Annotated in this window: 19 protein-coding genes; 12 read left to right on the top strand and 7 right to left on the bottom strand. The window is 73.0% G+C overall.

Features of this window, described 5'->3' with window-relative positions:
• Window positions 1-30: 30 nt before the first annotated feature.
• On the bottom strand, window positions 31-906 hold the full coding sequence (locus LWJ43_RS25345) for a DUF4184 family protein (RefSeq protein ID WP_277334511.1): 876 nt from the start codon (window positions 904-906) through the stop codon (window positions 31-33).
• A gap of 187 nt (window positions 907-1,093) precedes the next feature.
• Here LWJ43_RS25345 and LWJ43_RS25350 point away from each other — a divergent pair, with 187 nt between their 5' ends.
• Window positions 1,094-2,806, top strand: a complete 1,713-nt coding sequence (locus LWJ43_RS25350) for a lytic murein transglycosylase (RefSeq protein ID WP_277334512.1) — start codon at window positions 1,094-1,096, stop codon at window positions 2,804-2,806.
• A gap of 126 nt (window positions 2,807-2,932) precedes the next feature.
• Here the strand turns inward: LWJ43_RS25350 and hrpB are convergent, their stop codons facing one another.
• A complete protein-coding gene (gene hrpB, locus LWJ43_RS25355) occupies window positions 2,933-5,434 on the bottom strand; it encodes an ATP-dependent helicase HrpB (RefSeq protein ID WP_277334513.1) in 2,502 nt (833 codons plus the stop codon).
• Between the two features lie 45 nt (window positions 5,435-5,479).
• Window positions 5,480-6,307, bottom strand: coding sequence for a class I SAM-dependent methyltransferase (locus LWJ43_RS25360; protein WP_277334514.1), 828 nt, complete (start codon window positions 6,305-6,307; stop codon window positions 5,480-5,482).
• A 396-nt stretch (window positions 6,308-6,703) separates the two neighbouring features.
• Between LWJ43_RS25360 and rpsA the strand changes: the two genes are divergently transcribed.
• The 4 genes from rpsA to LWJ43_RS25380 all read left to right on the top strand — a co-directional run bounded on the left by rpsA (window position 6,704) and on the right by LWJ43_RS25380 (window position 10,943).
• A complete protein-coding gene (gene rpsA, locus LWJ43_RS25365; protein ID WP_277334515.1) occupies window positions 6,704-8,218 on the top strand; it encodes a 30S ribosomal protein S1 in 1,515 nt (504 codons plus the stop codon).
• 690 nt (window positions 8,219-8,908) lie between these two features.
• Entirely contained in the window at window positions 8,909-9,847 is a 939-nt protein-coding gene (locus LWJ43_RS25370) for a PAC2 family protein (protein WP_277334516.1), read from the top strand.
• Window positions 9,848-9,890: 43 nt separating this feature from the next.
• Window positions 9,891-10,493 carry a dephospho-CoA kinase gene (gene coaE / locus LWJ43_RS25375; RefSeq protein WP_277334517.1) on the top strand — a complete coding sequence of 201 codons (603 nt, stop codon included), beginning with the start codon at window positions 9,891-9,893 and terminating at the stop codon, window positions 10,491-10,493.
• Window positions 10,494-10,565: 72 nt separating this feature from the next.
• The gene (locus LWJ43_RS25380) at window positions 10,566-10,943 is read left to right on the top strand and encodes a tetratricopeptide repeat protein (protein WP_277334518.1); all 378 of its coding nucleotides are present in this window, start codon (window positions 10,566-10,568) and stop codon (window positions 10,941-10,943) included.
• A 70-nt stretch (window positions 10,944-11,013) separates the two neighbouring features.
• Here the strand turns inward: LWJ43_RS25380 and LWJ43_RS25385 are convergent, their stop codons facing one another.
• Window positions 11,014-11,292 (bottom strand): DUF6343 family protein, encoded by a 279-nt coding sequence (locus tag LWJ43_RS25385; protein ID WP_277335986.1) that lies wholly within the window; start codon window positions 11,290-11,292, stop codon window positions 11,014-11,016.
• Between the two features lie 100 nt (window positions 11,293-11,392).
• Between LWJ43_RS25385 and LWJ43_RS25390 the strand changes: the two genes are divergently transcribed.
• Both LWJ43_RS25390 and LWJ43_RS25395 read left to right on the top strand, forming a co-directional pair.
• On the top strand, window positions 11,393-12,517 hold the full coding sequence (locus tag LWJ43_RS25390) for an ADP-ribosylglycohydrolase family protein (protein WP_277335987.1): 1,125 nt from the start codon (window positions 11,393-11,395) through the stop codon (window positions 12,515-12,517).
• 36 nt (window positions 12,518-12,553) lie between these two features.
• Complete coding sequence (locus LWJ43_RS25395) at window positions 12,554-13,258, top strand: class I SAM-dependent methyltransferase (RefSeq protein ID WP_277334519.1); 705 nt, start codon at window positions 12,554-12,556, stop codon at window positions 13,256-13,258.
• A 94-nt stretch (window positions 13,259-13,352) separates the two neighbouring features.
• On the opposite strand, the gene LWJ43_RS25400 is transcribed toward LWJ43_RS25395, so the two are convergent.
• Complete coding sequence (locus LWJ43_RS25400; protein ID WP_277334520.1) at window positions 13,353-13,709, bottom strand: hypothetical protein; 357 nt, start codon at window positions 13,707-13,709, stop codon at window positions 13,353-13,355.
• Window positions 13,710-13,929: 220 nt separating this feature from the next.
• On the opposite strand from LWJ43_RS25400, the gene LWJ43_RS25405 reads away from it, so the two are divergent.
• The 3 genes from LWJ43_RS25405 (at window position 13,930) to LWJ43_RS25415 (ending at window position 19,313) form a co-directional block, all read left to right on the top strand.
• Window positions 13,930-15,018: an SPFH domain-containing protein gene (locus LWJ43_RS25405; RefSeq protein WP_277335988.1), complete on the top strand. Its 1,089-nt coding sequence runs from the start codon at window positions 13,930-13,932 to the stop codon at window positions 15,016-15,018.
• Between the two features lie 123 nt (window positions 15,019-15,141).
• Window positions 15,142-18,039 carry a DEAD/DEAH box helicase gene (locus LWJ43_RS25410; protein WP_277334521.1) on the top strand — a complete coding sequence of 966 codons (2,898 nt, stop codon included), beginning with the start codon at window positions 15,142-15,144 and terminating at the stop codon, window positions 18,037-18,039.
• The gene (locus LWJ43_RS25415; protein ID WP_277334522.1) at window positions 18,036-19,313 is read left to right on the top strand and encodes an SWIM zinc finger family protein; all 1,278 of its coding nucleotides are present in this window, start codon (window positions 18,036-18,038) and stop codon (window positions 19,311-19,313) included. Before LWJ43_RS25410 ends, LWJ43_RS25415 begins: the two co-directional genes overlap by 4 nt.
• A 28-nt stretch (window positions 19,314-19,341) precedes the next feature.
• Here the strand turns inward: LWJ43_RS25415 and LWJ43_RS25420 are convergent, their stop codons facing one another.
• Complete coding sequence (locus LWJ43_RS25420) at window positions 19,342-19,980, bottom strand: class I SAM-dependent methyltransferase (protein WP_277334523.1); 639 nt, start codon at window positions 19,978-19,980, stop codon at window positions 19,342-19,344.
• Between the two features lie 363 nt (window positions 19,981-20,343).
• A complete protein-coding gene (locus tag LWJ43_RS25425; protein ID WP_277334524.1) occupies window positions 20,344-21,555 on the bottom strand; it encodes a pyridoxal phosphate-dependent aminotransferase in 1,212 nt (403 codons plus the stop codon).
• Between the two features lie 86 nt (window positions 21,556-21,641).
• Between LWJ43_RS25425 and LWJ43_RS25430 the strand changes: the two genes are divergently transcribed.
• Window positions 21,642-22,319, top strand: coding sequence for a winged helix-turn-helix transcriptional regulator (locus LWJ43_RS25430; protein WP_277334525.1), 678 nt, complete (start codon window positions 21,642-21,644; stop codon window positions 22,317-22,319).
• Between the two features lie 64 nt (window positions 22,320-22,383).
• Window positions 22,384-22,914, top strand: a complete 531-nt coding sequence (locus LWJ43_RS25435; RefSeq protein ID WP_277334526.1) for a cupin domain-containing protein — start codon at window positions 22,384-22,386, stop codon at window positions 22,912-22,914.
• The last annotated feature ends 104 nt before the right edge of the window (window positions 22,915-23,018 follow it).

Raw genomic sequence — 23,018 nt, forward strand, 5'->3', positions numbered from 1 at the left:
GGCGGGGGGAGACCCGGCGCCGCGACGGTCTCAGCCGGCGTCGCGGCCCGCCGGGCGGGCCCCCGCGGTGTCCGCGAGGGGGCTGTCCGGCGGCGGGGGAGCGGACGGCTTCGGCCGCAGCCGCATCCACGCCCCGTAGAGCACGAGGCCGGCCGCGAGGCCCGCTCCGGCGCCGAAACACGCCGTCGGGATGATGTCGAGCGGCGTGTCGATATGCCCGAAGTAGGCGTACCAGCGGGCACACCGGTGGGCGGTCCCGAGCAGGACGCACAGCGCGAGGAGCGCGCCGGCCCATCCGCGTTCGGACGGGGTCAGCACCGGCACGGACTCGGGGGCGGGGACAGGCCCGATGCGTCGCAGGCCGGTGTACGTGAACCATGCCAGGACCGTCAGGGCCACCGCCGAACTGCCGTACTGCACGACCTGGAACACCGGGTGGCCCGCGATGCTGCCGTTCAGGACGGGGAGCAGGTCGGTGCCCCACCGGTCGTGATGCGTGAAGGCGTCCCACACGACGTGGGTCCCCGAGCCGATGACGGCGGACAGGACGAACCACGCCGTCTCGGCGAGGCCCGGGCGGCCCGGCTGCCGGGGCCTGCCCCGCAGGAAGGTGTGCACGCGCCCCCGCGCCGCCCCGGGGAGCAGCGCGACGAGCGGTTCGCGCAGCATCAGCCACAGTGCCACCAGGGCGCCCGTGACGAGGACGTCCACGGTGAACACCCCCCACACGGAATGAGTCACCTCGCCGAACTCCATCGCCCCGGGGACCGCCGTGTCGGCGTAGTAGGTCATGTCGGGGGCGAACGATCCGGCGACCATCGCGGAGGCGACGAGAGGCCCACGGCCCTGTCCGGATCTTCTGATCCCGGGGAGCACGGCTGCGGCGTGACTGAGCGTGAACGGCATGGCGGCAAGTATGCGTGAGCCCGCGTCACCCCGTCGGCGCACACCGGTGACTTGACGGCAGGGAAGCTGAGAAATCCGTAAGAAGCGGTCAGGGACCAGTGTTCGGGCCGCGGGAGTTGCCGTAGGGTCGCCTGAGTCCTCGCGCTGGGGAGCGCGAGCAGCCGTCGACGGGGAGGGACCGACACGTATGGCAGCGCAATTCGGCCGCAGGCTGCGCAGGGGGGCCACCACCACCGCGGTGGCCGCGGCAGCCGTGGCGGCTCTGTCCGCCTCCCAGGCTCCCGCGGCACCCCAGACCGACGGCGCCGCGGGTGACCAGAGCGCAGCCGGGTCGGCGCCGTCCGGCGACAGCGCGGCCACGGGCAACTCGCCCTACCACACGGACCTTCCGCCGCTGAACACGCCCAACAAGCCCGGCACGTCCGTGAACCTTCCCGTGACCGGCAGTGCCGAAGCGGGCATACCCGCCTCGGTCCTGGCCGCGTACAAGAAGGCGGAGCAGGAACTCGCCGGCACCGACGCCGCGTGCCGTCTGCCGTGGCAACTGCTCGCCGCGATCGGCAAGGTCGAGTCGGGACAGGCCCGCGGCGGCAACGTCGACGCGGACGGCACCACCCTCTCCCCGATCCTCGGCCCGGCCCTCAACGGCCAGGGCTTCGCGCTCATCAAGGACACCGACGGCGGCGCGTACGACGGCGACGCGACCCACGACCGTGCGGTCGGCCCGATGCAGTTCATCCCGTCCACCTGGGCCACCTGGGGCCAGGACGGAAACGGCGACGGACGCAAGGACCCCAACAACATCTACGACGCATCGCTCGCGGCCGGGCGCTACCTCTGCGCCGGCACCCGCGACCTCACGGTCGCCGCTGACCTCGACCGGGCGGTGCTGAGCTACAACCACTCGACGGAGTACCTGCGCACGGTGCGCTCCTGGTTCGACTACTACAAGCGCGGCACCCACGAGGTCCCGGACGGCACAGGAGTCCTCCCGGCGGACACGGGCGGCGGCACGACCTCCCCGTCCCCCACGCCCACGACCGGCACCCCTGGCGGCGGCGCGTCCACGAGCCCCACCCCGAGTCCCTCGACGCCCGGCGGCGGCACGTCCCCGAGTCCCGGCACCCAGCCGCCGCCGACGACCAAGCCGCCCACGACTCCGCCGGCGACGAAGCCTCCCACGACCCCGCCGGTGACGCCCACACCGTCCGAGACCTTCGGAAGCCTCGAGAACGCGGGCACCGGGACCCTCACCGCCACGGCCGGCGAGGCGTTCGGCGAGCGCGTCACGGTCCGGGCGAAGAACAAGCTGGGCAAGCCGCTCGCCGGGACCCCGGTGACCTTCGCCGTCGTCGGCGCGACGGACACCCGCTTCGCCGGCGGGAAGAGCACCGTGACGCTGACCACGGCAGCCGACGGCACCGTCACCGCGCCCGTCCTGACGGCAGGCGAGAAGACGGGCACGTTCAAGGTGACGGCGGTCGCCGGGACGACCGAGCCCCGCGCCCTCTCCTGGACCGCGAGCGTCACGGCCCGGGTCGCGGACACCATCGTCCGGACGGGCGACAAGGCCCTGACGGCCGCCCCCGGCACCGAGTTCGCCGACCGCGTCGAGGTCAGGACCACGTACAAGGGGACCGGGGTCGCGGACACCGCGGTCACCGCGACGGTGCTCACCGCGGCGGGGACGCCCGCCGAGGACGGCAAGGGGCCGTACTTCGAGGACGTGGACGGCAACCCCGTCCGCACCCTGGACCTGACGACCGGTGCCGACGGGGCCCTGGAACTCCCGAAGATCCACGCCGACGACACCGAGGGCACCTTCACCCTGCGGCTCACCACCGCGAGCGGCGCCACGCTGACCGTCGAGCTGAAGGTCGAGGCCGCCCCGGCGGCCTGACCCGTGACGGGGTCGGGGCGGGCCCTGCCCCGTCACGGCAGGGTCCGCCCCTGCCCCGTCCCCGGGGCCGGCAGGGGCGCCGGCGCCGGCCCGCAGCGCGGTCCCGGACGGCGCGGGGCGCGTCCCTCAGCTCCGGCGCAGCCGCGCCGAGGTGAAACGGGTCGCCTCCGTCGTCGTGGGGTCCTCGGGCCACGGGTGCTTCGGGTAGCGGCCGCGCAGTTCCGCGCGCACGTCCCGGTAGCCCTCCCGCCAGAAGGACGCCAGGTCCGCGGTCACCGCCGCCGGACGCCCGGCGGGGGACAGCAGGTGGACCAGCACGGGCACCCCGGCCACCCGGGGTGTCTCGCCCAGCCCGAAGAGCTCCTGCAGCTTCACCGCGAGTACGGGCTGCTCGCCGCCGTACTCCACCCTGATCCGGGACCCGCTCGGTACCTCGATCCGCTCCGGGGCCAGCTCGTCGAGCCGGGCGGCGTCGCCGGTCGCCCACGGCAGCAGGCGCCGCACGGCCTGACCGGCGTCGATCCGCGCCAGATCGGCTCGGCGCCCCGCCCGTGACAGCTCGGGCTCCAGCCACTCGTCGGCGCGCTCCAGCAGCGCCCCGTCCGACACATCGGGCCACGGCGGTCCCAGCACCCGGTGCAGGAACGCGAGCCGCAGCCTCAGCTGCCCGCCGTCCCTGGTCCACCGCAGCAGCCCCGGCCCCTCACGCCGCAGCCCCTCCAGCAGCGCACCGCGTACCAGCGCGGGGGCCGGAGAGCGCAGCGCCCGCACCGACAGTTCCACGGCGCCGAGGCGCTCGACCGAGCGCGCCACCACGTCGCCGTCCGCCCAGCGGACCTCCTCGCCGGAGAACAGCAGGTGCCCCGCGGCCAGCCGCGCGGTCCCCTCGTCGACGACGGCGGCCAGCCGCACCCGGGCGGACGCGGCATGGGCCGGCCGGTCGGCGACCGCGACCGCCAGCCACCGCGCGGTCCGCAGCCGCGAACCTTCTCCCAGCTGTGCGCCCGTGCCCGACGCCATCAGGAACGCCCCTTCGCCCCGGGCCCGCGCCACACGCTCAGGGAAGGCCAGCGCCGCCACCAGACCCACGGCCGCGTCGTCCGGACCTCCGTCCCCGGCCCCCGAGGAGCCGAGGGATCCCGAGAGCCGCCTGACCTCCTGCCGCCAGCGGGCGGCGTAACCGTCGCCACCGCGCCGTGCCGTGCGCAGCGCGTGCGCCAGGTCGTCGCCGTACTCCCGCGGCGGCTCCTCGCTGAGCAGCGCCACCACCTCCGCGGCCCGGCGTCCGCCGACCTCGGCGGCGCCGTCCAGGAAGGCCCGTGCCAGTCGGGGGTGCAGGCCGATCCGTGACATCCGTGCGCCCCGGTCCGTAGCCCGGCCCGACGCGTCCACCGCGCCGACCGCGGCCAGCACCTCGCGCGCCGCGCCCAGGGCACCGGCCGGCGGCGGGTCCAGGAGCGCGAGCCCGGAGGCGTCCGGATCGCCCCAGCACGCCGCCTGCAGGGCGAACGCCGCGAGGTCGGCCACCTTGATCTCGGGGGAGGGGAACGCGGCGAGACGCCCGTCCTCGGCCTGCTCCCAGCAGCGGTACACGGCGCCCGGGGCCTCGCGCCCCGCACGGCCCGCCCGCTGGCGTCCCGACGCCCGCGACGCCCGTACGGTCGTCAGCGCGCTCAGCCCCCGGGCGTGGTCGGTACGCGGTTCCCGCGCCAGCCCCGAGTCCACGACGACCCGCACCCCCGGCACCGTGAGGGACGACTCCGCCACGGAGGTCGACAGGACCACCCGGCGTCCGCCCGACGCACCGGCGAGCACCGCGTCCTGCACGGCGGCGGGGGCGCGACCGTGCACCTGGAGCACCTCGGCGTCCACTCCGGCGAGCTGTGCGGCGACCCGGCCGATCTCGCCGACCCCGGGCAGGAAGCACAGGACGTCGCCGTCCCGCTCGGCGAGCGCCCGGCGCACCACCGCGGCCACGTGCGTCAGCAGGACCGGGTCCACCCGCATCCCGTGCGGCGGCCTGACGGTCCCCGCGGGCGGCGCCCACACCACCTCGACCGGATGCGACACGCCGCGCGCCTCGACCACCGGCGCGCCGCCGAGCAGCCGTGCCCAGCCCTCGGCGTCCGTCGTGGCCGAGGCCGCGACCAGGCGCAGGTCCGGCCTGATCGTCCCCCGTACGTCGAGCAGGAACGCGGCGGCCGTGTCCGCGTCCAGGTGACGTTCGTGGCACTCGTCGACGATCACCACGTCGACCCCGGCGAGTTCCTGGTCGCGCTGCAGCCGCTGGAGCAGCACCCCGGTGGTGACGACCTCCACCCTCGTGTCCGGCCCCACCACGCGCTCACCGCGCACGGTGAAGCCGACCCGCTCGCCGGTCCGCTCGCCGAGCAGCCACGCCATCCGCCGCGCCGCGGCCCGGGCCGCGATCCGGCGGGGCTCGGCGACGAGCACCCGGCGGGCCGGGCCGCCCCCGGTCAGCCCGGCGAGCACCAGGGGCACGAGCGTCGTCTTGCCCGTCCCGGGCGGTGCGCAGAGCACCGCGGCGCCCCGCTCGTCGAGGGCCCGCTCCAGGGCGGGCACAGCCGTGCGTACGGGCAACTGGTCCAGGGCGTCGGTGCGGATCACACCCCCAGTCTCGTACGCCGCCGCCGCTTCCCGGCCGGCCGGGGCCTACGCGCCGTCGCGGCCGTTGCGCTCGCAGACGAAGATCGCCGTGCCGGGGATCAGGTTGCCGCGCAGCGGGGACCAGCCGCCCCACTCCTGGTCGTTCCAGGCGGGCCATTCCGGTTCCACGAGGTCGACCAGCCGGAACCCGCCCGCCACCACGTCCCGGACCCGGTCTCCCAGCGTCCTGTGGTGTTCCACGTACACCGCGTCGCCGTGCTCGTCCTGCTCCACGTACGGCACGCGGTCGAAGTAGGAGGCGGAGACGGAGAGGCCATCCGGCCCCGGCTCGTCGGGGAACGCCCAGCGGATCGGATGGGTCACCGAGAAGACCCAGCGGCCTCCCGGCCGCAGCACCCGGCGCACCTCGCGGAACACCTGGACGGGGTCGGCGACGAAGGGCACCGCGCCGTAGGCGGAGCAGGCCAGGTCGAAGGAGCCGTCCCGGAAGGGGAGCCGTCCGGCGTCGGCCTCGACCAGGGGGACGCCGCCGCCGATGCGCAGGGCGTGCTGGAGCTGGCGGTGGGAGAGGTCCAGGGCCACCGGGCGGGCGCCCCGGGCCGCGAGCCAGCGCGAGCACTGGGCGGCGCCGGCCCCGATCTCCAGGACGTCCATGCCCTTCAGGGCGTCCGCCGGGCCCAGCAGGGCCGCCTCGGCCTCGTCCAGTCCTTCCGGACCCCAGACGAAACGGTCGTCCCCGAGGAACGTTCCGTGGTCGTTCTGGTACTCGTCGGCGTTCCGGTCCCACCAGCCGCGGTTCGCCCGGCTGCTCTCCGCCTCACCGGCTTCCCGCCGGGTCGCTTCGGGTTCGGGGTCGTAGGTCTCTTGGCTCATCGTGCCCGTCGTTGTAGTTTGCCTTCACCCGCCTCGCGCGGGTGCCTCCACGGCCCGTACGGGTGAGTACGGCCGTGTGCGCGCGACACACCGTGGTGACCGATGTGGCCTCGGTGAACGTGAGTTGTGCCGGGATTGGGGCGTTGTGCCCCGGGTGTGCGCCTTCGCGCATTGACCCTGTCCGGCTGCCCCCGTATGCTACAAGTTGCGTCGCGAGCCTGCGCGCTTCAGACCTAGCAGGCTGCGCTCGCGTCTGTTGCATGTCCCCTCGGTTGTCGAGGCGCCTTTCCGGTCAGGTGGGGTGCTTTCCAGGCTGTCCGGCTTCTGCAGAGGCGATACGGGCTTACGGCGTAGCAGTACCTACGACTCACTGTCCGTACCGGAGCCCTTTCCCACATGACGAGCAGCACCGAGACCACCGCCACCACTCCGCAGGTTGCGGTCAACGACATCGGCGACGCGGACGCGTTCCTCGCGGCGATCGACGAGACGATCAAGTACTTCAACGACGGCGACATCGTTGACGGTGTCATCGTCAAGGTTGACCGCGACGAGGTCCTCCTCGACATCGGTTACAAGACCGAAGGTGTCATCCCGAGCCGCGAGCTCTCGATCAAGCACGACGTCGACCCGAACGAGGTCGTCAAGGTCGGCGACGAGATCGAGGCCCTGGTTCTCCAGAAGGAGGACAAGGAAGGCCGCCTGATCCTCTCGAAGAAGCGCGCTCAGTACGAGCGTGCCTGGGGCACCATCGAGAAGATCAAGGAAGAAGACGGCATCGTCACCGGTACCGTCATCGAGGTCGTCAAGGGTGGTCTCATCCTCGACATCGGCCTCCGTGGCTTCCTCCCGGCGTCGCTCGTCGAGATGCGTCGTGTCCGCGACCTCCAGCCCTACGTGGGCAAGGAGCTCGAGGCTAAGATCATCGAGCTGGACAAGAACCGCAACAACGTGGTCCTGTCCCGCCGTGCCTGGCTCGAGCAGACCCAGTCCGAGGTCCGCCAGACGTTCCTCACGACCCTGCAGAAGGGTCAGGTCCGCTCCGGCGTCGTCTCCTCGATCGTCAACTTCGGTGCCTTCGTGGACCTGGGTGGCGTCGACGGTCTCGTGCACGTCTCCGAGCTCTCCTGGAAGCACATCGACCACCCCTCCGAGGTCGTCGAGGTCGGTCAGGAAGTCACCGTCGAGGTCCTCGACGTCGACATGGACCGCGAGCGCGTCTCGCTGTCGCTCAAGGCGACGCAGGAAGACCCGTGGCAGCAGTTCGCCCGTACGCACCAGATCGGGCAGGTCGTTCCCGGTAAGGTCACCAAGCTCGTTCCCTTCGGTGCGTTCGTGCGCGTCGACGAGGGCATCGAGGGTCTGGTCCACATCTCCGAGCTGGCCGAGCGCCACGTGGAGATCCCGGAGCAGGTCGTCCAGGTCAACGACGAGATCTTCGTCAAGGTCATCGACATCGACCTCGAGCGCCGTCGCATCAGCCTCTCGCTGAAGCAGGCCAACGAGGCCTTCGGCGGCGACCCGGCCTCGGTCGAGTTCGACCCGACGCTGTACGGCATGGCCGCGTCGTACGACGACCAGGGCAACTACATCTACCCCGAGGGCTTCGACCCCGAGACCAACGACTGGCTCGAGGGCTTCGAGTCGCAGCGTGAGGTCTGGGAGACGCAGTACGCCGAGGCGCAGCAGCGCTTCGAGCAGCACCAGGCCCAGGTCATCAAGTCCCGCGAGGCCGACGAGGCTGCCGCTGCCGAGGGTGCTGCCGCCCCGGCCGGCGCTGCCCCGGCTGCCTCCGGCGGCAGCGGTGGCGGCGGCTCGTACTCCTCGGAGTCCGCGGACAACTCCGGCGCCCTGGCGTCGGACGAGGCCCTGGCTGCCCTGCGCGAGAAGCTGGCCGGTGGCCAGAGCTGACGCTCTGACCCCAGCCGCTCATCGGCTGCAGTAGCTGTAGAGCTGTGAGTGAGGCCCGTCCCTTTCGGGGGGCGGGCCTCACGCATGCCCGGCCGCCGATACACACGGGGCGTGGTCGGCGGCGCCGCCCGTGCGGGAGGAAACCTGCGGGAGACACGAGTCGCTGACGGGCCGTGACAACCCCGTGCCAGGATCACCGCAACGTCCGGAACGCCGGGGCCACGGAGGTGACACACGCGTCGGACACCTCACGCGTCCCGCGGAGCTCTCTCCCCGCAGTGGGGAGGCGCCTTCGACCGCTGCCACCACTCGGCTCCCCGTCGAGGTCTTCACCTGGGGACACCGACGCCCGCCCCCTCGACGAGGAGGCGGGCATGCGGACCCCGGTACGCCACCGAGGGGCTTTCGGTGATGCCGGCCGTCCGACCGCGGATCCGCACGGGGATCTGACACGGAGTGAGGAGAGGGCGCTACCTCGCGGTGCTCAACTCACGGCCGCGCATGCGCACTTCGCCGTTGACCACCGCAGCGACACCGAAACCCGGCACGGGTGCCCGGATGCCCCCGCGTGGGGGAGGACGGCCCCGCACCGCCGTGTCCCGGTCTGATCGCGAGGGAAAGAGTGCCCGACGGGAATGCCCTGGCCGGACGGGGCGTTCTTGTCCAGGAACACGAGGAGGAGCGGTAACCGTGCCTGATCCGCAGAGTTTGTACGAATGGGAGCCGAAGGGCCTGGCCGTGGTCGACATGGCGCTCGCCCAGGAGTCGGCCGGCCTGGTCATGCTCTACCACTTCGACGGATACATCGACGCGGGCGAGACGGGCGAGCAGATCGTCGACGGGCTGCTCGAGACGCTGCCGCACCAGACCGTGGTCCGCTTCGACCACGACCGGCTCGTCGACTACAGGGCGCGCCGTCCGCTGCTGACCTTCAAGCGCGACCGGTACACGTCGTTCGAGTCGCCCGCCCTCGAGGTGAAGGTCGTCCAGGACGCCACCGGGGCCCCCTTCCTGCTGCTCTCCGGACCGGAGCCCGACGTCGAGTGGGAGCGGTTCGCCGCCGCCGTGGAGCAGGTCGTGGAGCGGCTCGGCGTCCGCCTCGCGGTCAGTTTCCACGGCATCCCCATGGGCGTCCCGCACACCCGCCCCGTCGGTCTCACCCCGCACGGCAACCGCACGGACCTGATGCCAGGGCACCGCAGCCCCTTCGACGAGGCGCAGGTCCCCGGTTCCGCCGAGGCCCTCGTGGAGTACCGGCTGATGGAGGCCGGGCACGACGTCCTCGGTGTCGCCGCCCATGTGCCCCACTACGTCGCCAGGTCCGCCTACCCGGACGCCGCGCTCACCGCCCTTGAGGCGGTCACCGCCGCGACCGGACTGGTCCTGCCGAGCGTGGCGCACACCCTGCGCACGGAGGCGCACCGGACCCAGACCGAGATCGACCGGCAGGTCGGCCAGGGCGACGAGGAGCTCGTCTCCCTCGTCGAGGGGCTGGAGCACCAGTACGACGCGCTCGCGGGATCCGAGACCCGCGGCAATCTCGTCGCGGAGCCGGCCGATCTGCCTTCGGCGGACGAGATCGGCCGCGAGTTCGAACGCTTCCTGGCGGAACGTGAGGGCGATTCCTGAGGTGACCTCCGGCCGCCGAGCGGCCGGAGGCTAGGCTCGGCGCATGCTGAAAGTGGGCCTGACCGGCGGGATCGGCGCCGGCAAGAGTGAAGTGTCACGGCTGCTCGCACGCTACGGAGCCGTACTGATCGACGCCGACCGGATCGCCCGCGAGGTCGTCGAGCCCGGTACCCCCGGGCTCACGGCCGTGGTCGAGGCCTTCGGTCCCGGAATCCTCACCCCGGACGGCTCGCTGAACCGGCCGGCGCTCGGCTCGATCGTGTTCTCCGATCCCGCGCGTCTGGCGACGCTCAACGGCATCGTCCATCCGCTCGTCGGGGCGCGTTCCGCGGAGCTGGAGCGGGCCGCCGGGGCCGGTGCGGTCGTGGTCCACGACGTTCCGCTGCTCACGGAGAACGAGCTCGCGCCGCTCTACGACCTGGTCGTCGTCGTCGACGCCCGGCCCGATACGCAGCTCGACCGGCTCGTACGGCTCCGTGGCATGACGGAGTCCGACGCACGTGCCCGGATGGCGGCGCAGGCGACGCGTGAACAGCGGCTGGCCGTCGCCGATCTCGTCGTCGACAACGACGGCCCGCTGGAGGATCTGGAGCCCCAGGTCCGTGCGGTCTGGTCGCGGCTGACGGCGCGGGCCGCCGCCGGCTGATCCGTCGTCCGGCCGGAATACGCACCTCTGGCCGGATGTTGAAGACCGGGGAACGAGGGGAAGGATAGGGCCGTGCCCGAGAAGAACCCGGAAACGCATGTCATCGACTTCCGTGCCGCGGAGCAGTTGCTCGCCGCACGGGACCCGCGGGGTGCGGTCAAGCTGCTCGACTCGGTGATCGCCGCCCACCCGGAGAACACGGCGGCGCGGCTCCTGCGCGCCCGGGCCTTCTTCGCCGCCGCCCAACTGCGTCCGGCCGAGCTGGAGTTCGAGCTGGTCCTGGAACGCGAGCCGGACAACGCCTTCGCACACTTCGCGCTCGCCCGCACCTTCGAGCGCGCCGGCCGTCCCGAGCAGGCCACCCGGCACTTCCGGCTGGCCGCCGCGCTCGACCCGAAGCCGGAGTACCTCCAGGCCGCCCGCTTCGACGACCGGGAGGACCGCGACTGAGAGGGCTGCGGCCCGGAAGACCGCTGCTGAGGGACCGAGGTGGACGGGTGTCCCGCCAGGGCCCACGGTCTCAGCGGCGTTCCCGGCCCCGCCCTCCCCGGTCCGGTTCGTACGGGGGCACGTCCCGGCCCGGCTGGTAGTGCGGCCCCTGCCGCAGATGCCGGACGACGACGCAGAGGTCCGTCACAGTGACCACCAGCAGCACCCCGCAGGCCGTCGCCCAGCCGACGCGTCCGGTCGCCACGAAGGCCGCCAGCCCCAGTGCGGCCCAGATCATGCCCCATAGACTGAGCCAGAGTCGCATCCGCAGGGGGCTGCGTGCGGTGGACGGTTCACTTCCGGTACGCATCACCATCGCCTCTTCTCCAGCATGACCCCGTGGTGCGGCGTACGGAAACCGACGGGCGGACGACGGGGAGCGGGCTGTGACGACGACCGGGCACGGACACATGGCACGGGGAACAGCGGCCTGGGGTGACGCCGTCGCCCGCAGGTCCAGGGTGCGGGGCGCGCTGCTGGGCGGCGCGGTCGGGGACCAACTGGGCAACCCGGTCGAGTTCCTCTCCCTGGACGGGATCCGCCGGGGCCACGGGGAGCGGGGTGTACGCGGCCCCGTCCCGGACGCCGACGGGGTCGTCGGACGGATCACGGACGACACCCAGATGACGCTCTTCACGGTCGAAGGGCTGATCAGGGCCCACGCCCGGGCAGCCGCCACCGGTAGCGCGGGAGCGGAGACCGAGTTCGTCCGCAACGCCTACCTGCGCTGGCTGGACACCCAGAATCACCCCGCACCGCCCCGGCGCGGAGGGGACGACCCTGTACGGACCGGCTGGCTCAGGCAGCAGCCCTGGCTGTACGCGCGCCGTGCGCCCGGCAACGCGTGCCTCACGGGGCTGGCCGCCCGCCACGTTCCGGATCCCCGTGGGCCGCTCGCCCTGCCGGGCCCCGTCAATCCGCAGTCCAAGGGCTGCGGCACGGTGATGAGGTCGGCCCCCTTCGGCCTCACCGGCGCGGACGCGGCCACCGCCTTCGGACTGGCCGCCCGGTGCGCCCTGATCACCCACGGCCACCCGACCGGTGCCTACGCGGCGGGCGCGCTCGCCGCGATCGTCACGCATCTGCTGGAGGGCGACTCGCCGGCGGGCGCCGTCCTGCGCGCCATGGACCTGCTGGGCCGCCACCCGGGTCATGACGAGACGACGGCAGCCCTGCGTGCGGCGGTCGATCTCGCGGCGCTCGGGCGTCCCACGGCAGAGCGGGTCGAGTCCCTCGGCGCGGGCTGGGTCGCCGAGGAGGCGCTCGCGATCGCCGTGTACTGCGCCCTCGTGCTCCCCGGGGCCGACGACGTCGCCGAGGCACTGCTGCTCTCCGTCAACCACTCCGGCGACAGCGACTCCACGGGCGCGGTCTGCGGCAACCTGCTCGGCGCGCACCACGGGGACGTACGGCTGCCGGCCTCCTGGCTGGCCGTCACGGAGGGACGGTCCGTGATCGCCGAGATCGCCGACGACCTGTGCGTGGAGCTGGAGCAGCCGGTGTCGTGGCCGAACGTCCGCTACCCACAGTGCTGAAGGGAACGCGCAGAGGCGCCGGCACGTTCTGCGGGCATGAGCGGACAACTGGTACGTGAGGGATACACGGGGACGGGGCCAGGCTCGATCACACCGGACGGGTGCGCGGTCGAGTTGTACGCCCGCCTGTCTGTCGGCACCGAGCCCGAGGTGATCGGGTCCGTGCTGCGACCGGGTGCGAGCGTGCTCGAACTGGGCTGCGGCGCCGGCCGGGTGACGCACCCTCTGGTCGCCCGGGGCTTCGAGGTGACCGCGGTCGACGAGTCGCCAGGGATGCTGGAACGGGTGCGCGGAGCCCGCACGGTCCGGAGCCCCATCGAGACCCTGGACCTCGGTGCGGCGCGGTTCGACGCGGTCGTGCTCGGATCGTTCCTGGTGCACTCGGGCGATCACCGGGTCAGGGAGGGGCTGCTCAGGACCTGTCGCACGTACGTGAAGGACGACGGCCTCGTCCTCGTCCAGCGGGAGGGCGCCGACTACCACTCCGACCTGCCCCGGGAGCGGGAGGACCCCGACGCGGGCTGCGTCATCCGGATCCTCTCGGCGGACCCGGTCGGCGACGGGGTGGACGAGGTGCGCGCGGAGTACGTCTTCGAGGACGCCCGCTGGACCCAGACCTTCCGGTCGCGCGAGCTGTCCGTGGAGCGGTTCGAGGCGTACCTGGAGGAGGCGGGACTCGCCGTCGACCGCTACCTGACCCCGGACGGTGTCTGGGCGCTGGCTCGCCCCCGACAGCGGTGACCCGCTCCCGGCGACCCTGAGCGGAAGGCGCGGGTCCGCCTTGGAGTCCTCGCTGTTCCCGGTGCTCCGCGGACGCGGGCGCGCCCGGTTCCGGTCAGTGGACGAACGTGTAGCTGCGCCAGGGCTCGGCGCCGGCCGCGTTGGTGTCGGAGAACGTGGTGGCCACGTAGGCGGTGCCCTGGCCGCTGCAGTCGCGACTGGTGTAGAGGACCATGTCGATCAGGGTGTGGTTGTCGACCTTGGTCGCGCCGTCGGCTGTCATCGCGTGGCAGCCCTTCACCGACGGACTGTTCACGCTCACCACCTCGTCCTTGCCGGTGGTGTAGGAGACGGGTCCGACCGCCGTGCGCCCGAGGCCGGAGCAGCCCGTTACGGCCAGGGCGAGCAGGGTCGCACCGACGGCGGCACCGGCGCGTCGGCGGAGAACGGTGGGGGGCGCGGTGACGGACATGGGCGGGGTCCTCGTCTGCTCGTCCGGCTCATCGGTACGTCCCGGGGACGTGCTGGCGCTGGCCACCCTGCCCGGCCGGCCGTGCACCGGCATCCGGTGCGCGGCCGGCCGGGTCCCCAGGCACCCGGACAGCGGTTCGCGGGTGTACGGATCGGGCATATGGTGTTAATAGGGCGTGATGAATGGGTGTGGTGACGCACCCCGTAGGCAGGGGGCCGTGATGGTCCAGGCGTTGTTGGTCGCGTTGGTGGTCGTGCTCTCGGCCGGTCTGGTGTACGCCATGGCCGCGGCCCGGGTGGTCAAGCAGTACGAACGGGGTGTGGTGCTCCGGCTCGGCCGGCTCCACGACGAGGTGCGCTCCCCGGGGTTCACCATGATCGTCCCGGGTGTCGACCGGCTCCGTAAGGTGAACATGCAGATCGTGACGATGCCCGTGCCCGCCCAGGACGGGATCACGCGCGACAACGTCACGGTGCGCGTGGACGCCGTCATCTACTTCAAGGTCGTGGACCCCGCGAGCGCGGTGATCCAGGTCGAGGACTACCGCTTCGCGGTCTCCCAGATGGCGCAGACCTCCCTGCGGTCGATCATCGGCAAGAGTGATCTGGACGATCTGCTCTCCGACCGCGAGAAGCTCAACCAGGGCCTCGAGCTGATGATCGACAGCCCCGCGGTGGGTTGGGGCGTGCAGATCGACCGGGTCGAGATCAAGGACGTCTCGCTCCCGGAGACGATGAAGCGGTCCATGGCCCGGCAGGCCGAGGCCGACCGTGAGCGGCGCGCGCGGGTCATCAACGCCGACGCGGAGCTGCAGGCGTCGAAGAAGCTCGCCCAGGCCGCGCAGCAGATGTCCACGCAGCCGGCGGCGCTGCAGCTGCGACTGCTGCAGACGGTCGTCGCGGTCGCCGCCGAGAAGAACTCCACGCTGGTCCTGCCCTTCCCCGTGGAGCTGCTCCGCTTCCTGGAGCGCGCCCAGCAGGGGCCGCCGGCCGTCGCCGGGCAGGCGCAGGACGGGTCCGGGCAACAGGCCCCGGAAGGGCGGCAGGCCCCGGAAGGACCCGCGGAGCCGTCCCCCGCCGACCAGGCGTCCCCCATGGACCCGGCGGTCGTGGATCCCGCGGTCACGGCGCAGACCTTCACGGACCAGCCGCTCCCGGACGCCCCTCTCACGGACGGGGAGCCGGGTCCGGACCGGATCGCGCCGGGCGCCGGTGCGGACGGAGTGCCGGAGTTCGACCCGGAGTCGGTCCCGGAGTTCGATCCGGAGCCGTCCGGCCACCACCGAGGCAACCCGTTCACCCACCACTGACACGGCGTTCCGTCGCCCGCTCCACCTGGAAACACGGGCGGGGCGGGCGCTGTCACACCCCCCGCCTAGACTCGCCAGGACAGGAGAAGCGCAACCGGAACGAGGTGGGAGGGGGTGGCGGACATGACACGGCAGACGCAGGACGTCGCCACCGACCGGCTGCTGCGGTGCGCCGCGGTCTTCCTGCCGGCGGCGCTGCCCCGGGACGGCCGGATCGCCTTCTGGGCCCCCGGCCCCGAGAGGGACGCGGAGCTCATCGGCCCGGACGCGACCACCGGGGCCGGAACCCTCACCGAGCTCACGGTCGTCGAGCGGCACGGCACGGACGGCGTCCGCACCCGCACCGTGCCCGCCGTGGCGCTTCCCGTCGCGGACGCGGTGCCCCTCCTCGCGCGCGCCCGGCACCGAGCGGCCGCCCACCCCGCCACCCGTGCGTGGGGCGCGGCGGCCCTGCACGCCCTCACACTCGTCGCACGCGGCAGGCTTCTGCCCGGGCTGACGGCCGACGGGCACGACGCCTGGCGGGCCGGACCGCGTGACGCGGAGGACATCGCCCATCTCCGGGCCGTCGCCGCCTCGATGCCGCCCGAAGGACACGCCGTCCCGCTCGACGGCACACCCCTGCGCGTCCCCGAACCCCGCGCGCTGCTCGGGGCCTTCCTCGACGCCGTCGCCGACACCCTGCCCCGGACCCCCGCCGCCGCCCACGCCATGGGGGCGCCGTTCGCCGCCCGGGAGGCACAGCATCTGCCGGAGGCCCGGGCGTGGGCCGTCGAGGTGGCCGCCGGCCTCGACGCGGGAGTGCGCGTCTCGCTCCGGCTCGACCTGTCGTCGTACGACCTGTTCGACTCGTCCGGCGCCCGGGGGGAGACGGCCGCGGACGACGGGTCGCAGGGCGCCCCGGCAGCCGCGCGCCACGCGGCCGCCGCGATCACCCAGGTGCACAGCCTGGCCGATCCGACGTACGTCACCGACGCGGCCACGCTCTGGAACGGCGGTGCGGGCGAGCCCTTCGGGCCGAGGGCCCGGATCGACGCCGTGCTCGCGCTGCGCCGTGCGGCCCGCGTCTGGCCGCCCCTGGAGCGGCTGCTCGACCAGCCCGTCCCCGACGTGCTCGCCGTCACCGAGGACGAGCTGTACGAGCTGATCGGCCCCGCCGGAGCGCGGCTGGCGGCCGCGGGGGTGGCGCTCCACTGGCCCCGGGAGCTCGCCCGTTCGCTCACCGCGGCCGCCGTCGTCCGGCCCGCACCGGGTTCGGCGACCGACGGCACCTCCTTCTTCGACGCCGAGCAGCTCTTCGCGTTCGACTGGCAGCTCTCCCTCGGCGACGACCGGCTCACCGAGGCGGAGATGGACACCCTGGCCGAGGCGCACCGCCCGGTGGTGCGGCTGCGGGACCAGTGGGTCGTGGTGGATCCCGCGCTCGTCCGCAAGGCACGCAAGCGCGGGCTCGGCCTCCTCGACCCGGTGGAGGCGCTCGCCGTCGCCCTCACCGGCAGTGCCGAGGTCGACGGCGAACAGGTGGAGGCCGTGCCGGCCGGAGCCCTCGCCGCACTCCGTGAGCGGATCCTCGACGAGGACGCCACCCTCCCGGCGCCACCCGGCCTCGACGCCACCCTCCGCGACTACCAGCTCCGCGGACTGGCCTGGCTCGACCGCATGACCGCCCTCGGCCTCGGCGGCTGTCTCGCCGACGACATGGGCCTGGGCAAGACGATCACCGTGATCGCGCTCCATCTGCACCGCGCCCGCACCGCCCCCACCCTGGTCGTGTGTCCGGCCTCCCTCCTCGGCAACTGGCACCGGGAGATCAACCGCTTCGCACCCGGCGTTCCCGTACGCCGCTTCCACGGCACCGACCGCACCCTCGACGGTGCCGACGGCGGATTCGTCCTCACGACCTACGGCACGATGCGTTCCGGAGCCGAGCAGCTCGCCGGGCACGGCTGGGGGCTGGTCGTCGCCGACGAGGCGCAGCACGTGAAGAACCCGCACTCCTCGACGGCCAGGGCGCTGCGCACCATCCCCGCCCCGGCGCGCGTCGCCCTGACCGGCACCCCCGTCGAGAACAACCTCTCCGAGCTGTGGGCCCTGCTCGACTGGACCACTCCCGGCCTGCTCGGCCCGCTCAAGGCGTTCCGCTCCCGGCACGCCAGGATCGTCGAGAACACGGGCACCGCCGCCGGCCTGGGCAACGAGGAGGCGGTCGAGCGGCTCTCCCGGCTGGTCCGTCCCTTCCTGCTGCGCCGCAAGAAGTCCGACCCCGGCATCGCGCCCGAGCTGCCGCCCAAGACGGAGACCGACCACCCCGTCTTCCTCACCAGGGAGCAGGCCACCCTCTACGAGGCGGCCGTCCGCGAGACGATGGCGTTCATCGAGCAGTCCGAGGGCATCGCGCGCCGCGGACTGGTCATGAAGCTGCTGGGCTCCCTCAAGCAGATCTGCAACCACCCGGCGCAGTATCTGAAGGAGGAGCCGACCCGGCTCACCGGCCGCTCCGGCAAGCTCGCCCTGCTCGACGAACTGCTCGACACCATCCTGTCCGAGGACGGCTCCGTCCTGATCTTCACCCAGTACGTGTCGATGGCCCGTCTCCTCTCCGCCCATCTCGCCTCCCGTGCCATCCCCTCCCAACTGCTGCACGGAGGCACGCCGGTACCCGAGCGGGAGCGGATGGTGGACGGCTTCCAGTCAGGCGAGGTCCCCGTCTTCCTGCTCTCCCTCAAGGCGGCCGGCACGGGCCTGAACCTCACCAGGGCCGCCCACGTCATCCACTACGACCGGTGGTGGAACCCGGCGGTCGAGGAGCAGGCCACCGACCGCGCGTACCGCATCGGCCAGACCCAGCCCGTGCAGGTGCACCGGCTGATCGCCGAAGGCACGGTCGAGGACCGCATCGGCGAACTGCTGCAGTCCAAGCGCGCTCTCGCGGACGCGGTGCTCGGCTCCGGCGAGACCGCCCTGACCGAGCTCAGCGACCGCGACCTGGCCGACCTCGTCTCGCTCCGGAGGACGTCATGAGCCCGAACGGCGGACCCGCCGCCCGTCCGGGCCCCGACGACCTGCGGCGCACCTTCGAAGCGGTGCCCGCCCGTACCTCGGACGCCGACGGGCCCTTCGCGGAGAGCTGGTGGGGCAGGGCGTGGGTCGAGGCCCTGGAGAGTCTGTCGATGGACGAGGGGCGTCTCGCCCGTGGCCGTGAGTACGCCGACGGAGGCCACGTCGCCGCGATCACCGTCACTCCCGGCCGGGTCATCGCCTACGTCCACGGCAGCCGCCCCCGCCCCTACCGCGCCGAGCTGCGCCTGCGGTCGTTCCCCGCGTCCGACTGGGACACCCTGCTGGACGCCGTCGCCGCCCGGCCGGGGCATCTGTCCGCGCTCCTCGACAAGGAGATGCCGCACTCCCTGGTCGACACGGCGGGCGAGGCCGGGATCCGGCTGCTGCCCGCAGCCGGTGACCTGGACCCGGACTGCTCCTGCCCCGACCGCGGCTGGCCCTGCAAGCACGTGGCGGCGCTCTGTTTCCAGACGGCACGGCTCCTGGACAGCGACCCGTTCGTACTGCTGCTGATGCGGGGCCGCGGCGAGCGCGAGCTCCTCGACGAGCTCGGCCGCCGCAACGCCGAGCACTCCGCCCGGGAGCGCCCCGAAACCCCCGCCGTGCCCTCGGTCGCGGCCTCCGACGCCCTGGCCGGCCGCTTCCTGCCGCCGCTGCCCGCACCGCTGCCCGTGCCGCAGTATCCCGGCGAGCCGCCCTCCTACCCGGAACTGCCCGGCGCCCGCGACCCGCTCGGCCTCGACCACCTGGCCACGGACGCGGCTGCCCGCGCCCACACGATGCTGACCACCGGCGACGACCCGCTCGCCGGGCTCAGCACCTGGCAGGACGCCGTACGGATCGCCGCGTCCCGCCCCACCGCCGGGCTCACCGCGACGACCCGGGCGCTCTACCGTGAGCTGGCCTTCGCCACCGGCCGCAGTACGACGGACCTGGCCCGGGCCGTCGCCGCGTGGAGGCAGGGCGGCGCCGAGGGACTCGAGGTGCTCGAGACCGAGTGGGACCCGCCGGCCGGCCCGTTCGACCGGGCGCGTCCCGCCCTCGCAGCTGCCGACTTCCCGCGCTTCCAGCCCCGGCGCAACCGTCTGACCGACGTCGCGGGGTCCCTCCAGCTCCGCTTCGGCCACGACAGCCGCTGGTACGGCTACGAATCCGATCCCGGCGAGGACGACTGGTGGCCCCGGGCCACTCCGGACCACGACCCGGTCGCCGCGCTCACCGCCCTGCGGGGCTGACGCTGGGCAGGCGGGCCCGGCGGGGTCCTCACTGCGCCTGGGGGAGGCGGGCCAGCAGGTGCGCTTCGAGGAATCCCCGTTCGGAGGCCGGGTCGTGGACGAGCCGGGCGAACGGGTCCAGCCCGGCTCCGGCCAGCAACTCCGCGAAGCGGTCCACCGGCCAGCTGTAGGCGGGTGCCACCTTGTGGTCGAAACGGACCGGCTCCGGTGCGTCGGTCGCGAACAACGAGACCAGGATCAGGCCGCCCGGCGCCAGGACACGCGCCTGCTCGGCGAGCAGCGCGGGCAGTTCCCCCGGCGGGGTATGGATCATCGAGTAGTGGGACAGCACGCCGCCGAGCGCGCGGTCCTCGACCGGCAGGGCCTCCATCCGCGCCTCGTCGAACCGCAGCGCGGGATGGGCTCGCCGGGCGTGGCCGACCATGCCCGGGGAGAGATCGAACCCGAAGGCGTCCAGGCCCAGGCCGTGCAGCATGGCCGTCAGATGTCCGGGACCGCAGCCGGCATCGGCCGTCCGCAGGTTGCCCGTCCCGCGCACGAGCTCGGCGAAGGTGGTGAGCATGGCCCGCGTGAACGGCCGAGTCTCCAGCCGGTCGGCGAACATCGACGCGTACAGCTCGACGACCCCGTCGTAGGCCGCCCCCGTCCCGTTCTGGTGTCCCGTCACGGCGAAGAAGTTAACACCCGCGGCCGGTCACCGGTCCTCGTTCGCCCGACCACCCGTCACATCTGAGTGCGGGGCACGGAAGTGGCCGCGGTTGCCTTCGGGCGAGACGCCCGAAGGCATGGGCGACGCGTGCCGGGTCCGCGCCGTGCGCGCGGTGCACCGGGGATTACGGCGACGGTGTCGTAGCCCTCGAAGGCGACGAAGGAGGGCTTGACCGGCGCAGTTACTCGGCCGACGGGACGGCGCCCGAGTCCGCCGGCGGGGGTCCTCGGCCGGATCGAGGCCGCGTTCCACGATCGCGCGCCCGCCAGGTCCGGCGAGGCGGCCGCGTGAGCACGGGAACACGACGGGTACGTCAGGCGATCACTGCCGGTATCCGCTCAGGAAGCGGCCGATGCGGCTGATGGCGGCGTCCAGGTCGTCGACGTGCGGAAGGGTGAGGATGCGGAAGTGGTCCGGGCGCGGCCAGTTGAATCCGGTGCCCTGCACCACCTGGATCTTCTCCCGCAGCAACAGGTCCAGCACGAACCGCTCGTCGTCGACGATGGCGTGCACCTTCGGGTCGATGCGAGGGAAGGCGTAGAGCGCGCCCTTGGGCTTCACGCACGACACCCCGGGGATCTCGTTCAGCCGCTCCCAGGCCCGGTCACGCTGCTCGCGGAGCCGGCCGCCCGGGGCTACGAGATCCCTGATGGACTGACGGCCGCCGAGCGCCGCCTGGATCGCGTACTGCGCGGGGGCGTTGGGGCACAGCCGCATGGAGGCGAGCATGGTGAGCCCCTCCAGATAGCTGCGGGCGTGCTGCTGAGGTCCCGACACCACCATCCAGCCCGAGCGGAATCCCGCGACGCGGTAGGTCTTTGACAGGCCGCTGAAGGTGAGACAGAGGAGGTCGGGGGCCAGCACCGCCACGCTGTGGTGCTCGGCGTCGTCGTACAGGATCTGGTCGTAGATCTCGTCGGCGAACACCATGAGCCCGTGCCTGCGCGCCAGGTCGAGCATGCCGTCGAGTACTTCGCGGGGGTAGACGGCGCCCGTCGGGTTGTTCGGGTTGATGATGACCATGGCCCGGGTGCGGTCGGTGATCTTCGAGGCCATGTCGGCGAGGTCGGGGTTCCAGTCCGCGCCCTCGTCGCACGTGTAGTGCACGGCCTTCCCGCCCGCGAGCGTCGTGACCGCGGTCCACAGCGGATAGTCGGGGCTCGGGACCAGGATCTCGTCGCCGTCCTCCAGGAGTCCCTGCACGGCCATGGAGATCAGCTCGGAGACCCCGTTGCCCAGGAAGACGTCGTCCACGTCGACATCGGCCATCCCCATCGCCTGGTAGCGCTGCGCGACGGCGCGGCGGGCGGACAGGATGCCGCGCGAGTCGGTGTAGCCGTGCGCCTGGGGGAGCATCCGGATCATGTCCTGCACGATCTCCTCGGGTGCCTCGAAGCCGAAGAGCGCCGGATTGCCCGTGTTGAGGCGGAGCACGCTGTGGCCCGCCTCCTCCAGGGCGTTGGCCTGCTCGATGACCGGACCCCGGATCTCGTAACAGACCTCGTTGAGCTTGCTGGACTGCCGGAACTCCATGCGGTGCCTCCCCGACGTGAATTGCGATACTTGGTTTTACCAAGCTCAAGCTTGGAAAGTCCAACAACATGTCTAGACTGCGTCGCATGCCACGTCAGCAGCAGCCCGCACGCCCCGCCCGCCGTAGGAGCTACGACCAGTTCTGCGCCACCGCCCGCGCCCTCGACTCCGTCGGCGACCGGTGGACCCTGCTGATCGTCCGTGAACTCCTGGCGGGCCCCCGCCGGTACACGGACCTGCACGCCGACCTGCCCGGGGTCAGCACCGATGTGCTGGCCTCCCGGCTCAAGGACATGGAGCAGGGCGGCCTGGCCGTGCGCCGCCGGCTGCCGCCCCCCGCGGCCGCCGCGGTCTACGAACTGACCGAGCACGGCCGCGGCCTGCTCCCGGTCATCAGCGCGCTCGCCCGCTGGGGCGCGCCCGCGCTCGGTGAACGCCGCCCCACGGACGCGGTCAGGGCGCACTGGTTCGCCCTGCCGCTGCTGCGGGCGCTGGACGGCCTCTCGCACGGCGGAGTCGTCGAAGTCAGACTCCCCGAAGGCGAGTTCCACATCCGTACCGGCACGGAGGCGGTGGGTGAGGCGTACGGATACGGTCCCGCCGGCAGCCCCGACGCCTGTCTCGTGCTGGACGCCGACGCCGCCATGGCCCTCACACGTGGCGGGACCACCCTCGCCGAGGCGGTCGAGGACGGCAGTGCCAAGGTTCTCGGGGACACGCCGCTCGCCGAGGAACTCCGTGGCGGGCAATACCCGCGAGTCTGACTCCGCCTGCCCAACTCGTCGATAACGTAGGCGTGTTCATCGGGCGGATGCTGAGGAGTCGGTCATGGGGTTCGACGGCGTGGTCGGTGCGAGGAGCGGAATCGGCGAGAAGAGCCGCAGCGGTGCGAAGAGGCGGGTGACCCTGCGCAAGGCCCTGCTCGTGGGCGTCGGCGTGGCCGCCCTCGGCCTCCTGCCGGTGGCGGCCGTCGCCACACCGGGCAGCGGGGTGAGCGGCACGGTCCACGCCGTGGGCGCGTCCGAGGGCAAGCTCAAGGTGAAGACGCCGAAGGGCCCTACGGACGTGACCTTCCGGGAGATCACCGTGGCTCCCGGCGGGTCCACCGGATGGCACACCCACAGCGGACAGCTGATCGCCGTCGTCAAGTCCGGGACACTCACCCGGACCCTCCACGACTGCTCGGTCGAGGTCACGCCGGCGGGGACGTCCTTCATCGAACCCTCGGGCGCCGGCCACCGGCACATCGGACAGAACCTCGGGACCGAACCGGTCGTGCTGTGGGTGACGTACCTGCTCCCCGAGGGCAGTCCGCTGTCCGACGACGCCGATGCGGCGGACTGCCCGGCGGCACGGTAGAGAGGCGCCGGCAGGCCGGCCGGCGTCCCTCCGCGGGCGCCGGAGACCGCCGACGACCAGGCCGTCCCGGAAGGCCGGTACCCCGTACGCCCGGCCGCCGGTCC

The sequence above is a fragment of the Streptomyces sp. JH34 genome, from assembly GCF_029428875.1.
Lineage (GTDB): Bacteria > Actinomycetota > Actinomycetes > Streptomycetales > Streptomycetaceae > Streptomyces.

Excerpts from the sequence above, each read along its gene's own strand:
- LWJ43_RS25345 (WP_277334511.1), bottom strand. The coding sequence starts at position 906 with ATGCCGTTCACGCTCAGTCACGCCGCAGCCGTGCTCCCCGGGATCAGA.
- LWJ43_RS25350 (WP_277334512.1), top strand. The coding sequence starts at position 1,094 with ATGGCAGCGCAATTCGGCCGCAGGCTGCGCAGGGGGGCCACCACCACC.
- LWJ43_RS25360 (WP_277334514.1), bottom strand. The coding sequence starts at position 6,307 with ATGAGCCAAGAGACCTACGACCCCGAACCCGAAGCGACCCGGCGGGAA.
- rpsA (WP_277334515.1), top strand. The coding sequence starts at position 6,704 with ATGACGAGCAGCACCGAGACCACCGCCACCACTCCGCAGGTTGCGGTC.
- coaE (WP_277334517.1), top strand. The coding sequence starts at position 9,891 with ATGCTGAAAGTGGGCCTGACCGGCGGGATCGGCGCCGGCAAGAGTGAA.
- LWJ43_RS25385 (WP_277335986.1), bottom strand. The coding sequence starts at position 11,292 with ATGCGTACCGGAAGTGAACCGTCCACCGCACGCAGCCCCCTGCGGATG.
- LWJ43_RS25390 (WP_277335987.1), top strand. The coding sequence starts at position 11,393 with ATGGCACGGGGAACAGCGGCCTGGGGTGACGCCGTCGCCCGCAGGTCC.
- LWJ43_RS25395 (WP_277334519.1), top strand. The coding sequence starts at position 12,554 with ATGAGCGGACAACTGGTACGTGAGGGATACACGGGGACGGGGCCAGGC.
- LWJ43_RS25400 (WP_277334520.1), bottom strand. The coding sequence starts at position 13,709 with ATGTCCGTCACCGCGCCCCCCACCGTTCTCCGCCGACGCGCCGGTGCC.
- LWJ43_RS25405 (WP_277335988.1), top strand. The coding sequence starts at position 13,930 with ATGGTCCAGGCGTTGTTGGTCGCGTTGGTGGTCGTGCTCTCGGCCGGT.
- LWJ43_RS25410 (WP_277334521.1), top strand. The coding sequence starts at position 15,142 with ATGACACGGCAGACGCAGGACGTCGCCACCGACCGGCTGCTGCGGTGC.
- LWJ43_RS25415 (WP_277334522.1), top strand. The coding sequence starts at position 18,036 with ATGAGCCCGAACGGCGGACCCGCCGCCCGTCCGGGCCCCGACGACCTG.
- LWJ43_RS25425 (WP_277334524.1), bottom strand. The coding sequence starts at position 21,555 with ATGGAGTTCCGGCAGTCCAGCAAGCTCAACGAGGTCTGTTACGAGATC.
- LWJ43_RS25430 (WP_277334525.1), top strand. The coding sequence starts at position 21,642 with ATGCCACGTCAGCAGCAGCCCGCACGCCCCGCCCGCCGTAGGAGCTAC.
- LWJ43_RS25435 (WP_277334526.1), top strand. The coding sequence starts at position 22,384 with ATGGGGTTCGACGGCGTGGTCGGTGCGAGGAGCGGAATCGGCGAGAAG.